Source organism: Streptomyces sp. NPDC031479 (assembly GCF_055581065.1).
Genome location: NZ_JBVIKC010000006.1, coordinates 61545 through 75812 on the forward strand (window position 1 = coordinate 61545; position 14268 = coordinate 75812).

13 protein-coding genes are annotated in these 14268 nt (G+C 72.5%); 4 read left to right on the forward strand and 9 right to left on the reverse strand.

The features are described 5' to 3' along the window. Positions 1-74: 74 nt before the first annotated feature. A complete protein-coding gene (locus tag ACZ5D2_RS09355) occupies positions 75-1016 on the forward strand; it encodes an NADP-dependent oxidoreductase (RefSeq protein ID WP_468928363.1) in 942 nt (313 codons plus the stop codon). A 74-nt stretch (positions 1017-1090) separates the two neighbouring features. Here the strand turns inward: ACZ5D2_RS09355 and ACZ5D2_RS09360 are convergent, their stop codons facing one another. Continuing rightward, positions 1091-1519 (reverse strand): amidohydrolase family protein, encoded by a 429-nt coding sequence (locus tag ACZ5D2_RS09360; RefSeq protein WP_468928365.1) that lies wholly within the window; start codon positions 1517-1519, stop codon positions 1091-1093. On the opposite strand from ACZ5D2_RS09360, the gene ACZ5D2_RS09365 reads away from it, so the two are divergent. Beyond that, entirely contained in the window at positions 1520-1687 is a 168-nt protein-coding gene (locus ACZ5D2_RS09365; RefSeq protein ID WP_371680835.1) for a hypothetical protein, read from the forward strand. A 66-nt stretch (positions 1688-1753) separates the two neighbouring features. Here the strand turns inward: ACZ5D2_RS09365 and ACZ5D2_RS09370 are convergent, their stop codons facing one another. The 5 genes from ACZ5D2_RS09370 to ACZ5D2_RS09390 are packed head-to-tail and all read right to left on the reverse strand — an operon-like array spanning position 1754 to position 9237. Continuing rightward, on the reverse strand, positions 1754-4318 hold the full coding sequence (locus ACZ5D2_RS09370) for an acyl-CoA reductase (RefSeq protein WP_371680836.1): 2565 nt from the start codon (positions 4316-4318) through the stop codon (positions 1754-1756). Next, complete coding sequence (locus ACZ5D2_RS09375) at positions 4315-5463, reverse strand: LuxE/PaaK family acyltransferase (protein WP_371681408.1); 1149 nt, start codon at positions 5461-5463, stop codon at positions 4315-4317. Before ACZ5D2_RS09375 ends, ACZ5D2_RS09370 begins: the two co-directional genes overlap by 4 nt. Positions 5464-5480: 17 nt before the next feature. Next, complete coding sequence (locus tag ACZ5D2_RS09380; protein WP_468928368.1) at positions 5481-6620, reverse strand: GNAT family N-acetyltransferase; 1140 nt, start codon at positions 6618-6620, stop codon at positions 5481-5483. Next, on the reverse strand, positions 6617-7972 hold the full coding sequence (locus ACZ5D2_RS09385) for an MFS transporter (protein ID WP_468928370.1): 1356 nt from the start codon (positions 7970-7972) through the stop codon (positions 6617-6619). The genes ACZ5D2_RS09380 and ACZ5D2_RS09385 overlap by 4 nt, the downstream gene beginning before the upstream one ends. Continuing rightward, positions 7969-9237 carry a phenylacetate--CoA ligase family protein gene (locus ACZ5D2_RS09390; RefSeq protein WP_371680839.1) on the reverse strand — a complete coding sequence of 423 codons (1269 nt, stop codon included), beginning with the start codon at positions 9235-9237 and terminating at the stop codon, positions 7969-7971. Before ACZ5D2_RS09390 ends, ACZ5D2_RS09385 begins: the two co-directional genes overlap by 4 nt. A gap of 626 nt (positions 9238-9863) precedes the next feature. Here ACZ5D2_RS09390 and ACZ5D2_RS09395 point away from each other — a divergent pair. After that, a complete protein-coding gene (locus ACZ5D2_RS09395) occupies positions 9864-10538 on the forward strand; it encodes a DUF4232 domain-containing protein (RefSeq protein ID WP_371680840.1) in 675 nt (224 codons plus the stop codon). Between the two features lie 274 nt (positions 10539-10812). Here ACZ5D2_RS09395 and ACZ5D2_RS09400 read toward each other — a convergent pair whose 3' ends face one another. Both ACZ5D2_RS09400 and ACZ5D2_RS09405 read right to left on the reverse strand, forming a co-directional pair. Next, positions 10813-11730 carry an AAC(3) family N-acetyltransferase gene (locus ACZ5D2_RS09400; protein ID WP_468928373.1) on the reverse strand — a complete coding sequence of 306 codons (918 nt, stop codon included), beginning with the start codon at positions 11728-11730 and terminating at the stop codon, positions 10813-10815. Positions 11731-11756: 26 nt separating this feature from the next. Further along, positions 11757-12719, reverse strand: a complete 963-nt coding sequence (locus ACZ5D2_RS09405; protein ID WP_468928375.1) for an alpha/beta hydrolase — start codon at positions 12717-12719, stop codon at positions 11757-11759. A 131-nt stretch (positions 12720-12850) separates the two neighbouring features. Between ACZ5D2_RS09405 and ACZ5D2_RS09410 the strand changes: the two genes are divergently transcribed. After that, positions 12851-13504, forward strand: coding sequence for a TetR/AcrR family transcriptional regulator (locus ACZ5D2_RS09410; protein ID WP_371680843.1), 654 nt, complete (start codon positions 12851-12853; stop codon positions 13502-13504). A gap of 97 nt (positions 13505-13601) precedes the next feature. On the opposite strand, the gene ACZ5D2_RS09415 is transcribed toward ACZ5D2_RS09410, so the two are convergent. After that, complete coding sequence (locus tag ACZ5D2_RS09415; protein ID WP_371680845.1) at positions 13602-14261, reverse strand: DUF5825 family protein; 660 nt, start codon at positions 14259-14261, stop codon at positions 13602-13604. Positions 14262-14268 lie beyond the last annotated feature (7 nt).

Below are 14268 nucleotides of genomic sequence, written 5' to 3' on the forward strand. Positions count from 1 at the left end.
AGGAGCCGGTCGTCCGGGTTCCAGGGATGGACCGCCGGGGCCTGCCCGGCCAGGACACCTTCAGAGAGAAGAGCATGAAGATGCGTGCCGTCATCCTGTCCGAATACGGTGGCTCCGACGTGCTCCGCGTCGCCGAAGTCCCGACCCCTCGACCGGGCGACGGTCAGATCCGTATCCGGGTCGCCGCGGCCGCGTTGAACCCCGCCGATGCCTTGATCCGTTCCGGCGCGCTGGCCTCGCGCGTCCCCGCGCAGGAGCACTACGTTCCGGGTCTCGACGTCGCCGGAACCGTCGACGCGCTGGGCGGCGGTGTCCGGGGTTTCGCGGTCGGCGACGCCGTGATCGGCTTGTCCGACTGGCCGGACACCCAGGCGGGCACGCACGCCGAGTACGTCGTCCTGCCCGCCACCGCCGTCGCCGCCGCACCCCGGCACGCGAGCCCGGTCCAGGCGGCGACGCTCCCGCTGAACGGACTCACCGCCTGGCAGGCACTGGACCTGCTCGCCGCGGCCGACGGCGCCACCGTGGCGGTCACCGGTGCGGCAGGCGCCGTGGGCGGCTACCTCGTCGAGCTGGCGGCCGCGCGTGGTCTGCGGGTCGTCGCCGTCGCCGGGTCCCAGGACCAGGAACTGGTCCGCGAGTTGGGAGCCGCCCTCTTCGTCCCGCGCTCCGAGGACCCCGCCGCTGCGATCCGCGCCACCGTTCCCGGCGGAGTCACCGGGCTGATCGACGCCGCGGCCTTGGGCGGCTCGGTGATCGGCGCGGTGGAAGACGGCGGCACCTTCGTCAGTGTCCGCGGCGCCGGTCCGGCAGCGGAACGCGGGATCCGGGTCTCGCAGGTCCGGGTGCACAGCGACGCGGTGCAGCTCGCCGAACTGGCCGCCCTCGCGGACGCCGGCGGTGTCACCCTGCGGGTGGACCGGACGATGCCCTTCGCGGAAGCCGCCGCGGCTCACGACGCTCTGGCCTCGCGCGGCCTGCGCGGGCGCATCGTCCTCGTCCCCCAATGGAACTGACGGATGCTCGCGGACCGGCCCGACCACGGAGGACCGGCTCGGGCCGGACCCTCTCCTGATCGTGGGGCTGCTCGTCAACCCGCGGTGCACGCCGGTGCCGTGGCCGCCGCCGCATCACGGGGGGCCGACCCGCGCAACGACGAGGCCCCGGGACACGAGCCCCGGGGCCCGGCCGTGTCACTTCGCCGACCGCCCGTTGCGACGACCGGTTTCTCAGAGGACGGCACCGGCTTTGACCACGTGCCGAAGGTGGCGCTCGGGACGGGTGAGGACGGCGAGGTCCGCCAGGGGGCGCCGTCCACGACGAGGAGATCGGCGTGCGCGCCCGGCGCGAGGGTGCCGATCTCGCCCTCCATCCGCAGCAGGCGGGCCGCCGTGCTGGTGGCGGAGCGGATCACGTCCGCGGCGGGCTGGACCTCGGCGCGCAGCGTGAACTCCTCCAACTGGGCCGAGTGCAGCGGCCCGAGCAGGTCGCTTCCGAAGACCAGGTTGACTCCCGCCACATGCCCGAGCTGGTACCGGCCGGGGCCGCAGCCGAGCAGGCCGCCGAGGTGATCCTGGCGGCACGCGAGGGCCTGCTCGCCCGTACGGGCTCCTCCGGTGACCGCCGGGTGGTGGAGACGGACGAACCGGTGTGGGACGAGGGCCGGGTCAGCCGCGTCCGCGGCTGACCCGGGGCACAACGGTCATGGCCCGGGCGGCGGAGCCGCCGCCCCGGCGTCGACGGCGCGGCGGGGTTACGGTCGCGCGGGGCGGTGCCCGTCGCGTGCTTCGTGCCTGCGGTCCACCACCGCACGGAGTTTTCCGCTCGTCGGCGTGCGGTCCAGGGCGGAGCCGTGCACCGGCTCGACCGCGAAGTCCAGCAGCTGCTCCGACACGGCCGAGCGCACTTCGGGGTACGCCGCCAGGAAGGCGTCGTGTGCGGCGGTCGGGTCCAGGGTGTCGGTGCGCTCCATGCGGAGGGTGAGGACCTCCCGGACGGGCCCGCTGGTCAGGACGGTCTGGATCTCGCCGCTGTAGTGCAGCCGCTCCTCCGCGATGGCCACGAAGCGGCGGTGGTTGAGGAAGTACGTCGCCACCCGCATCACCTCGCCCAGCCGGCCGAGCAGTTCGAAGCGCGGGGCGTGGCTGCCGCAGGGGCAGCGGCCCGGCAGGGCGCGTCCGAGGTCGCCGATGACGTAGCGGTCGAGGTGCTGGCCGCGGCGGGCGCGGGTGGTGAAGACGAGCCGGCCGGTCTCCCCGGGCGCCACCGGGCGGTCGGCGTCGATCTCGACGATCTCCAGGGTGTGCAGGTCGGCGTGGAGGTGGTGGACGCTGCCGGTGCTGTGCGTGCACTGGTAGCCGAGGGGGCCGAGGTCGGTGCTGCCGTAGGTGATGGAGCGGATGACCTCGATGCCGTAGGTCTCGGTGAGGGTGCGGCGCTGCTCCTCGGTGAAGTGTTCGCCGCCGTAGTAGATCTTGCGGATGCCGCCGTAGGAGCGCAGGAGGTCCGACGCCTCGTGCAGGAGCTGCCAGAGGTAGGAGGGCATCCCGAAGAGGGTGTCCACCTCGTACGCGATGATCATCTCCGCGGTGGCACGGTGGTCGGGCCCGGCGGCCATCGGCATCTGGACGCCGCCGAGGCGCTCCAGGATGGAGAAGAAGCTGATGAACCCGCCGTACATGCCGCCGCAGTAGAAGAGGTTGGCGGTGCGGTCGCGCGCCGGGTCGTAGCCGGCGGCGAGGAGGCCGCGTGCGGCGGCGTGCATCTGCGTGTCGTAGTCCTCGTACGTGAAGAGCGACAGGGCGGGCGTACCGGTGCTGCCTCCGCTGCGGAAGTAGAGCTCGGCGTCGCCCCGGTCGACTCCGCGGTTGAGCTCCTGGACGGCGGCCTTGTCGAGCAGCGGGCCCGCGGGCGCCGGGAAGGCGACCGGGCGGGCGAGGTCGTCGAGGCAGGCGGTGGCGGCGAAGCGCCGGTCGGCCTGGACGGCGACGCGGCGGCTGTAGCGCTGGAGGGCGTACACCCCGTCGTGGGGTTCGCCGGAGTAGCCGGCCGTCATGGCGCCGATGGGCGTGACGCGGGTGGCCCCGGCGGCGAGGACCAGGGCGGACAGCTCGGCGGTGTCGGTCGGGCTGCCCGCGATGCCCGCGGTCTGGAGGTAGCGGCGCATGGGACGCAGCGTCGCGATGAGGTTCTTGCGGGGCAGCGGCTTGACCCACACGCTGCGGTGCAGCGGGGAGGCGGTGAGCGCCGGGCGGGTGTCGGCGATGACGCGCCAGGTGCCGTCGGGGGCGGCCAGGACGCGGGTGAAACCGAGGTGTTCCTCCAGGCGGGCGAGGTGCTCGGTGGTGGTCAGCTCGGCGTACTCGGCCGGGTCGAGCTCCACCTCGGCAGGCGCCGGCCGGGCGGCCAGCGCGGCGGCGAGCCGCTCGGCGCACGCGTGGAGTTCCCCGGCGTCCTCGGTGTCGAGGTAGACCACCTGGGGGCTGGAGCAGGCCTGCTGCTCGAAGAGGCAGATGTCCCGGGCCAGGTCGGTCAGGGTCTGCTCGTCCGCCCAGGTGTCCCGCGTGAGGTAGGCGAAGGAGATTTTGTGTCCCCACTCCACCAGACGGCACCCGGCCGGGACGTGGGCGGCGACGCCCTCGACGGCGGCCTCGCCGCCCCAGACGGCGACGGCGTCGGCGGGGGCGCACATCAGGCCCAGCCAGTCCCGGCGGGAGGAGGGGAAGCGCAGCACGATGATGCGCTCGGCGAGGGCGCCCGTCGGATCCTGCGCGGCGAGTTCGGCGAGGAGGTGCTGGGCGAGCAGGGTGTCGGCGCTGCTGGTCTTGAGGACGTTGACGTTGCCCGCGAGGAGTCCCTCGATCAGGCTGAGCGGGGCGACGGTGGCGGCGTTGCCGGGGGCTATGTGGGCGACCAGGCCGACGGGCGCCCAGGCCTCGTAGACCGTCTCCTTGGCGTCGGGGCGGGTCAGCCGCTGCGGGGCGGTGCCTCCCAGCTCGCGGTGGAGCTTGCGGGTGAGGGAGCCACGGCCGAGGAAGGCGGCGAGCTCGGCGAAGAGCTCCTCGGTCGCCGGGCCGTCAGCCCCGGTGCCCGCGCCGCCCTCCACGGGCAGGTGCGGGACCAGCCGCTCCCGGACGGGGTGGCCGGGGTCGCGCAGGGCTTCGGCGAGGGCGTCGCAGGCGGCCAGGACCGTCTCGGTGTCCAGCGGTGCGGCGAGTGCGGCCTCCACGGCGGCGGGCAGCGCGGCCAGGCGGTCGGCGGCCTCGGCGTCGCCGATGAAGGCGCCCTGCCAGTAGTGCTCGGTGGTGGTGTCGGTCATGACATTCCCTTCATCAGTTCGGCGGCGGCCACGGCACAGCTGCGGTTGCGGCTGACACCGGCGCGGCCGTGGATCGTGAACCACGGGGTGGACAGCTCGCATCCGCACTCCTCGCCCGGGTGGAGCGAGGCCAGGTCGCCCATGACGACGCTCTGTGCCGGTACGGAGGTGATGTACGGGGACACCAGGTGCAGGTAGCCGCGCTCGCCGTACGGGAGCGGTTCGAGCGTGCGGGTGGAGCGGACGAACACGCGGGACCAGACGGGGGCGTGGAGGTTGTGCCGCGCGCACTCGATGTACGGGATGCAGTGCTCGACGGATCCGAAGGTGTCGCGGATCCGCTCGGACGGGATGCCGAGCTGCTCGGTGACGCGGGCGTACAGCTCGTGCTTGCCGATCTGCCGGTCGGTGTGGCCCTTCCAGCCCCCGCCGAGGATGACCAGGGACCCTTCCGGCAGTTCCAGCGGCGCCAGGCCCATGGCGCGCATCCGCTCCAGGGTGAACCAGAGGAACGCCGGGAAGCCGAGGATGCGCACGGGGGCGTCCTCCTCGGCGAAGCGGCGCAGTGCGGCGACGCAGCCGAAGGGGTCGAACTCGTGCCCGTTGCCGGTGGTGCGCAGCGCGTACTCGACCTGCCGGGCCGGGGCGAAGTCGCACAGGTAGTTGTCGGTGAACGAGGTGCCCAGGTTGAGGTCGCGTGCGGGCTCGTAGCTGTAGAGCAGGTAGTTGACGTCCTGGGTGGGGTCGATCCAGCCGTTGTGGTCGAAGATGCGTGCGACCATGCGCTGGGCCGAGCGGATGGTCCACTCGTCGAAGAACATCTGCGACTTCTGTCCCGTGGTGCCGGAGGAGGTCAGGTGCAGGTGGACGTCGTCGCGGGGGATGGACAGGACCTCGTGCCGCTTGAAGAAGTTCGCGTGCACGAGGGGCGCCTCGTACGGGGTGTCCGGCCGCTCCCCGTCGTAGAGGCTGCGGAAGAACGGGGACCGGTCCCGGTGCCAGGCGTTGATCTCCGCCATCGCGGCGGCGAACAGCTCCTCCTCCGCGGGGCCGGAGGCGTAGGGCGCGGTCAGGTCGCAGAGCTGCTGGACCCGGGCGAGGGCCGTGGCGTCGGGGACGCCGACGGGGGCGAGATGGGGGTTCACGGCCGGGGGCGGGGGAGTCATGGGGCAACCTCACGGGAGGGCAGATGTGCCGACGCCCAGGCCGACACATAGGAATCGAGGAATGGCTGGAGCGGAGGGTCGACGACCACGCCGCGGAAGTCGATGTGCTCGGTGGTGCGGGACATGACCGCGTAGTCGTGGAAGCCGTCGTGGTCCCGGCGCATGGCCGGGTACAGGGCGCCGGCGATGAAGCCCTGCGCGGTGAAGGCGGAGAGCGCGGCGTGGTGTTCGAGGGGGACGAGCGCCTCGACGTAGCCGGCCCCGGCACGGGTGAGGGTACGGGTGACCGGCTCCAGCCAGCCCGCGGCGGCGGCCGGGTCGGGGTGGGCGGCGACCAGGGCGCAGTACCCGCCGGTGCGGTTGAGGTACGCGTACACCTCGAAGCTGCCGTCGCCGGGGGTGAGGAGGACGTTCGGGGTGTGCAGGGGGTAGAACCAGCGGCCGGTGTCCGGGAAGTGCGCGTGGAAGCGGCGGCGGACGAAGGCCGGCGCCTCGATCATCTCCAGCGGGGCCGCCGCGGGCCTGGCCGGCACCGGCTGCGGCGGCGTGGGCCGGGTGTCCGCGTAGCTGATGCCGAGGCTCGCCCCGGCGGTGTGCAGGAGCGGCTCCAGGGAGGCGGGCACCTCGGCGACGGGAACCCTGCGGTCCAGCACCCCGGGTGAGTGACGCGCGTAGAGTGCGAGGCTCTCCCGGCTGCTGAGATCAACGGCGTTCGGCAGGATGCCCATGGGGCGGAAGCCGTTGCGGGCCACGACGCGCTGGGGTCCGGCACTGACCGTACGGACAGTGGCGTACACCGAGTCGAGGGTGCCCGCGTTGAGGGTGCCCGCGCACAGGGCTTCGGTCAGCTGTCCGGCCAGCCCCGATCCGCGCTGGTCCGGGTGGACGGCGAGCCCTTCGAGGCGGCCGATACGGCTGCCGGGCTCGCCGTGGATCGCCGCCGATCCCGCGAGGGCCCCGGTACGGGGGCAACGGGCGACGAGCCAGAGGGTGTACGCGTCCTGGATGAGGCGGGACATCTCGGCGGGGTCGGTGCCGAGGGCCGTGGGGTAGTGCGGGCCGTAGACGGCGTAGTAGAGCTGACGGAGGTCGGCGATGTCGGCCGGGGTGGCCTGCTCGATCACTGCGGCGTTCATCGGGCGCCTCCCGCGGCGGGGGCCGGCGACGGGGCCGCGGAGTCGGCGCCGCGGTCGGTGACCGGGTCTTCCGCCGTACGGGAGTGCCCGGGCAGCAGGAGCAGGGCGAGGGCGGCGGGTACCAGTCCGGCCGCCTGGATCAGGCACAGGGTGCGGGCGGAGAGGTGGTCGCCCAGCAGGCCGAACAGGAGCGAGGCGACGGGGAAGGTGGCCCCGAGCACGGCCTGCATGACGGCGAAGAAGGCCGGCTTGTCGGCCGTCGGCACCAGCCGCTGGAACAGGGCCACGAAGCGGACCCCGATCACCCCGACGCACCAGCCGGTCACCAGCAGGGCCCCGGCGATGACGGGCAGCGCCGCGATCAGGCCGGGGACGGCGAGGGCGACGGCCATCGCACCCAGGCAGGCGGAGCCGACGACGGAGGGACGGCCGGGTACCCGGGCACCGGTGAAGGAGCCGAGGAGCGTGCCCGCGCCGAGCGATGCCTCCAGGAGGGACACGGTGGCGCCGTCGCCGTGCAGGACGGAAGCGGTGTAGAGCGGCATGACGACGAAGACGGCGGTGGTGAAGAGGTTGGCCGCGGCGAAGGAGAGCAGGATGGCGCGGACGTAGGGCAGCGCGCCGAGGATCTGGCGCAGCGTGCGCCGGGGCGGTGCCCCGGCCCGCTCCGTGTCCGCGTCCGCCGCCGCATCCACCGCATCCACCGCATCCACCGCATCCGCCACCTGCGCGTCCGCGGTGCGGAACCGTACGGTCGTGATCAGCGCCGCGGCCGCGCAGTAGGCGACGGCGCAGCCGGCCGCGAGGCCCGCGATGCCACCGCTGTCCACGATGAGGGCGCCGAGCAGGGCGCCGCCCAGGCCGGCGAGCGACTGGGTGGACAGTTCGAACCCGGTGGCCGCTTCGATGTCCTCGTCCTCGACGAGCTCGGGCACGGAGGTGGTCAGGCACGGGTCGAAGAAGGCCTGGCAGGTGGCCAGTGCCAGGGCCGCCGCATAGGCCGCGGCGACCGGCAGATCGCTCGTACCGGCCCAGACGGCGAGCGCCGCGGCGGCCGCTCCGGCGCCACCGGCCGCGGAGCGGAGCAGCGAGCCGTGGGCGCAGCGGGTGATGGCGCGGGCGACGAGCGGGGCCGAGATCACGGCGGGCAGGGTGCTGACGCACATGAACAGCCCGGCCGCGAGCCCGCCGCTGCCGGAGGCGGCGTAGCCGATGAGCCACCAGGAGGTGCCCACCTGGAACATGCGTACCGCGGCCTGGGTGAGCACCTGGCCGACCCACATGGTTCCGAAGGCGCGGTTGCGCAGGACGAGCGGGAGCCGGTGGCCGGGGGCCGTCGTAGGGGCGGTCATGCGGTCGGCCTCTCGTCGAGGACGCGGATGAGCTTGCCGGAGCGGGAGTTGACCGTGAGGTCGCTGTGGCGGGCCCACTCGACGCGGAGGGGGTGGACGAACCCGTTGGCGACGCTGTCGGGGTAGAGCGGCCGGGCGGTGTTCAGTCCGGTGACGACCGCCTCGGCGAGGACCTCCAGGCCGGCCGGGTCGCGGTCCTGGGCGGTGGCCAGGCGCAGGACGAGGCCGTCGCGGCCCTCCCCGCGGCGTACGAGGAGCTGCATGCCCGTGACGAGTCCGCCGGTGTCGGCTTCGGCGACGGCGCTCGCGACGTCCTCCCAGTAGAGCGAGACGGGGCCGACGCGTACGCCTTCCTCGGCGCGGCCCAGGATGCGGAAGGGGCCGCCCTCGGTGTCGGTCCACTCGGCGCGGTCGCCGGCGGGGTAGCGGATGACGGGCATGAGGCGGCGGAAGAGCTGGGTGACGACGACCCGTCCGGGCCGTCCTGCCTCGCGGATCGGTTCGCCGGTCGTCTCGTCCAGGATCTCCACGACGGTCTGCGGGGAGAACGGCCGGTGGACGCGCGAGTCCGGACCGGGGACCGGCCTGCCGAGGAGCCCGCCGTCGACGCTCGCGTATCCGAGGGAGCGGGGTACGGCGTGGGGGAACGCGCCCGAGAGGAGGCGGCGCTGGTCGTCGAAGAGGGCTTCGCCCCCGAAGAAGAGGAGTTCCACGTGCGGGAGTTGGCGCCCGATGGAGATCAGGTACTCGGCGAGTCGGCACAGCGTGGTCGGCGTTCCGGCGACGACGTGCGCGCCGAAGTCGTCGAGGGTGGAGACGGTCGACTCCAGCGGCGCCGCGCCGCCGATGGGCAGCCGTACGTTGGCGACGGGGGCGTGCGCGAGCGAGTCGAGGATGAAGAGGAAGCTGGCGTAGAGCTCGCCGGCGTAGAACAGGTCGGCCACCCGGTGACCGGGCCGCAGGCCCGCGTCGACGAGGCCGGCGCCGAATGTGGTGACGAACTCCTGCCATTCCTCACGGGTGTAGCAGGAGAAGCGCGGAGTCCCCGTGGTGCCGCCGGTCTTGAACACGACGGCCTCCCCGAGCGGGGCGGTCAGGACGAGGTTGTCGCGCAGGGTGTTGGCGGCCCAGAACTCGTTCTGATCCACCACGGGCACATCGGTGAGGCTGTTCACCCGGGGCGCCAGGTCTGCGTAGAGGTCTGCGTAGAAGGGAGAGCAGTCTCGGGCGAAACGCACGAGGTCTGAAAACTGCTGGACGGGCATGCTGCCTTACCTGGAAGACGAAAGTTGAAAGAGAAAAGGAAAAGGGAGCAGATGGCAGCAGGTGCGTGGGAGTCGTCACACGCTCAAGCTGTTGATCGTTCAATAATGCTGGCACGCCCCCTAGTTCGAAGGCGTGAGCCCCACCTGATGCCCATTCACATCATGGAACACCGGGAGCGCACCACCAAATCGATGGCAGTTGACTCCGGCCACGTACGGCAGACTTTTGGCCCGCGGGGCCGGAATTGCGCAGCCCGGCGTGGAAAAGGGGGGTGGGGAAAGGTGGTTGCCCCGTGCCGGGTGGCGGCCCCGTACGCGTCGGAGTCAACAGAACCCGGCCTTGGTCAAGATCGGCTGTGTCACGGCTGTGTGCCAGGAGGCGGTGGCCGACAGTGGCTGCGAAGTGATGGCGGGATCCATGCTTTCGGCTGGTCGATGGGGTGCCACGGTGCCGTGTGTCCGGTGGTGACGGCCGGCGTCACGGCTGTGTGTGTAACGGCCAGGTATTAGAGGGTGCACGGGCGGAACGGCTGTCGTTCAGGTGGGGTCTTGCTGATCAGAAACACCCACTGGTGCCGATCCGCAACGATGTGCCGGGCACCGCCAACAGATCCGAGGATGAGACGATGCGCGTTCACAAGCTGACCTTCGCGGCCCTGGCCGTCGCCGCGGGCTTCTCGCTGACGGCCTGCCAGAACGGCGATGACGGCGCGGCGCAGAGCAGTCCTTCGTCCGCGGCCTCGGCGCCCGTCACTTCGCCCTCGGGCGGGGCTTCGGCATCGGCCGGAACCGGAGCGGGCGGCACCGCGAAGCCCTCATCCGGGACGTCCTCCGACGGCAAGGGGACGGCCGGCGGAACGGGTTCGGCCGACAGCGGCAAGTCCGGTACGTGCAAGACGGACGAGCTGACGATCACTGCCATGGACAGCACCATCGGCGGGGACACCGAGGGCACGGTCGCGGTGACGTTGAAGAACCACGGAAACCGGGACTGCACCCTGCCCGGGTACGCGGGTGTCGACTTGAAGACCGCCTCGGGTTCGTTGTCGGCGCAGCGCACGGGCGAGAAGGCCGAGCCGAGCACCCTCAAGAAGGCGGCGTCGGTGTCCTTCGGGGTCACCTACCCGCTCAACACCTCGGGTGGTTCCGGTGTCCGCGTCACCGGCATGGTGGTGACCCCGCCGGGGGAGAGGCAGTCGGTCACCCTCGCCTGGCCGGGCGCCGCCACGCTGCCCGTCACCGAGGGCTCCGGTTCCGCGGTCAAGGTCGGCCCGATCGGCAGCGCCGGCCAGGGCGGCTGAGACGGTTTACGGTGCCCCTGACCCCCCTTGACGCCGGTGTGCGGTGCGGCCTGTCGGGCCGGGGAGGTGGGAGAGGCGCGTTGCCGGCCCCTCGTCGCGGCCCCGGTTGCCCACCGATCGGCGGCGTAGGCGGCGGTCGGGCCAGGTGGAGCGTCCCGGCCTGCTCGGCGGGGAAACCTCGCCGGCCCGGGCCCTGGGTGGAGTCGGTGTCAGACGCCGATCAACGAGGGGCGTCCACTCCTCCGGACCACCTGGCGGATCGGGCGGGTGCTCGTCAGATGTCGGCCACGGAGGGGCGGCGATGGCCACTCCGGTGCAGCAGTTGAGACAGGCGCTTCCGGGCGTAGTCGACGAAGGCGACGGCGGGCACCAATTGGCAGAGGGCCGATCCGATCACGCGACTGCGGGACAGCCCCAGGGCTGCGAACTCCGCGCCGATGAGCGGGAAGTGGGTGTCGTTGTCGTTGCCGACATCCAGCGCCTCGAGCCACACCCGCTCACCGTCAACCAGGTACGGGAAGCGGCGCAGCTTCTTCCGGTGCGTGGGCACCAGGGATTCCGCGTGGTGCAGGAACGAGTTGCGGTTGTGCCCGACTCCGAGCAGCAGTATGGATCCTCCCAGCTGATGGATCTTGGCGAAGGGCGAACCACTCCCGAGGGCGTAGCCGAGTGGCTGCCCGGCACAGATGGTGTGGGCGTCCGCGCCAAGGGCCGCCAGGGATGCTTGGGGATGCCGGCTCCGGACCCGGTCCGGGTGCCCCAGCACTGCGCTGGGGACCGCACCCATCGCCGTCGGCAGCGCGTCGTGGAAGAGCGGGACGCCCGCGCGTGCTTCGGCCGTTCGCGGGTCGTCGAAGGCGTGGCTGTCCGGGTACGGGTCGGCGACCTGCCGGGTATAGGTGGGCACGACGATCGTGCCCTTCCGGCCCACCGTCGCGCACAGGGCCCGCACCACCGCGTCGGCGCCTCCGTCCACGTGCCCGAAGGCGGACAGCGACGAATGGACCATCAGTACGGACCCGGGCCGCACGCCCAGTGATGCGAACTCGTCTTGCAGCGCTGTCGCGTTCAGTGGCTCTGTCGGTGGCGCGGTGTTCATCTCGTTGCCTTTGTCTTCGCTCGTCGCCGCTGGGTGCCGGGTGAGGTTCGGCTGGTCAGGCAGGCCGGGAGGCGGCTCGGCCGTCGAGCCCAAGGGTGGCGGGGTGCATCGTTCCCTCGTCACTTCGCCAGGGCCGCGCGGAGGAACTGGAGGATCTCCGCCCGGGCGGCATCGGCCTGTGGTTCCACGCCGGGCAGGGTGAGGAACGCGTGCCCCGCGCCCGGGTATTCGGAAAGCCGCACAGGCGTCCCGGCCGCGCGCAGCCGCTCGGCGTAGCGGCGGCCGTGATCGGCGACAGCGTCCTTGGTGGGCAGCACCACGAGCGCCGGGGCGAGTCCGCTCAGGTCTTCCGTGTACAGCGGCGAGACCGCGGCGGCGTCGCTGCCCGGCGGGACGGCGAGCCGCTGGATGAGCTCCAGTTGCGGCAGGGCCCGGGTCGGGCTGTACGCGTACTCGGCGATCGAGGGGTGGTCGAACATCGTCTCGGTCACGTCGACTACGGGGTTGACCAGCACCTGCGCCTTGAGTGCAAGGCCGGCTTCCCTGGCGCGGACGGCTGTCAGAGCGCTGATCAGCGCGCCGCAGCTCTCACCGAAGACGGCCGCGCGCGCCGGGTCGACACCCCACTGCGCGGCGTGCCGCACCATGTGTTCGAGTACCTCCCAGCCGTCGTCAGCGGCGTTCGAGAGCGGGCTGCCGGGGACGAGGAGGCGGTGCTCGACCGAGACGACGAGCGCGGGCAGCCCCGCGGCGAGGTGGCTGTTGGTCCAGTCGCACTGCGCCGCTGTGCCCACGAAGCCGCCTCCGTGGACATGGACCACGAGTGGCATGCCGGTTCGGGCGTCGGCCTCGCCGTCTCCTGTCGACACCGGCCGGTACACCCGGACCGGGAGGTCGCGGCCGGGCAGCGCCAGCTGCCGCCAGGCGATCTCGGCGCCCGGATCCGGTTCACCGAGCATGGCCCGAGCCGTGCCGGACGCCCGCCAGCGGTTCTCCGCGTCGCGGTAGGCGCGCAGTTCCTCGGCCGTGATCGTCGAGAAGCCCGGCTCCGGCGGCCGTGTCGCGGTGGTGGTCCCACTCATGTGTCCTTCTCCCCTCCCGGCCGGATGCCGGGTGTGTCGTTGTGGCCGGACGGTGCACTGTCCTCATGATGCACGCAGTGCGTGCATCATCAAGTGCACAGGTTAGGCTGAGTCCGGAGGAGAGGGGCGAGATGACTGGCCGAAGGCGATGGTCGAATGAGGAGATCCTGGACACGGCGGCGGAACTGCTGCGCACGGGCGACGCCGAGTCGTTCAGCGTGCGCAAGCTCGCCGCAGCGCTCGGGACAGACTCCTCCAGCCTCTACCGGCACTTCCGCAACAAGACCGAACTGCTGCGCGCGGTTGCCGACCGGATCCTGCTGTCCGCCATGGACGGCTACCGCCCCGAGGGCGACTGGAAGCAGCGCATCACCGCCCTGGCCCTGCGCCTGCGCGAGGCCTTCGGCGAGCAACCCCAACTCGCCGCGGTGTGGGGACGCTATGCGTCCGGCGGCACCGGATCCCGATGGGTCATGGAGGAGCTGCTGCAGGCTCTGCGCGCGTCCGGCCTGCCCGACGAGGAGGTGCCGGTGCGATACCACCGCATCGTGATCCTCCTCGCCGCGCTGATCGCCTCCGAGGCCGGAATCAGCACCATCACCCCCACTGAGTACGAACAGGCCATGGAGCAGTTCCGCGTCGCGGTGCTCGGCGCCGACCCCGAACGCTTCCCCGCCCTGGCCCACTTCGCCCGCGACATCCGCCCCCTCGGAGCAGACCGCCGCGCCGCGTTCGAAGAGATCCTCGCCGCCCAACTCGCCCACATCGAGGCCCGGATCCCCTGACGTGCCGGATCGTGGGTGCCATGCGGTCGGGCCGCGGCCGCAGGCTCGCCGCCCGATCGGCGAGGCCGCGCGCCCTCGACCTGACCAGCGGCCGGCGTCAAATCACCATCGGTGCCTCCGACCAGCGGCGGACGCGGTACGGGGCCCACCACACGTGGTCCCCGAAACGCAGGACCAGGGTCTCGGCCATCAGATCGTCCAGCACCGGCCCCGCGATCGCGTCGGCGCGGGCGCCGTCGGTGAGTGCCGCGACGGCCTCGTGGTACTCCGGTTCGTCGATGGTGAAGCGGCGCAGCTCGCCGTAGCGCCGGTCGCGCACCTGGATGAACCCGGGGCCGTGCCGGAAGACGCACTTGCAGATGTAGTACGTGTTGCGCCATTCGAGGGCCGTCGCGGCCGGGTCGGGGGTGCCCAGTACGGCGGTCGGCGGGTGGAGGTGGCCGTAGTGGCGCCAGGCGTCGGGGTCCGGGCCGGTGTGGAGCTGCCAGTCGACGGCGATGGCCAGGCTGGTCAGGTCGCCGACGAAGCTCAGGGCACGTACGGACCAGGCGGCGTCGGCGGGGTCGGTCACGTCGACCGGGCGGGGCAGCGTGACGTGCCGGGCCCCGGCGGCGAAGAGCCGCCGGGCGGCCTCGCCGCCGGGGAGGTCGATCTCGTAACGTCCCAGGGACATCCCGGGCAGCGCGGCCACCTCGGGGTCGTAGTCCCGCGCGGCCGTCACGGTGAAGGGTGGGGTGCCGGTGAGTGCTGGAGTCATCGTCGTC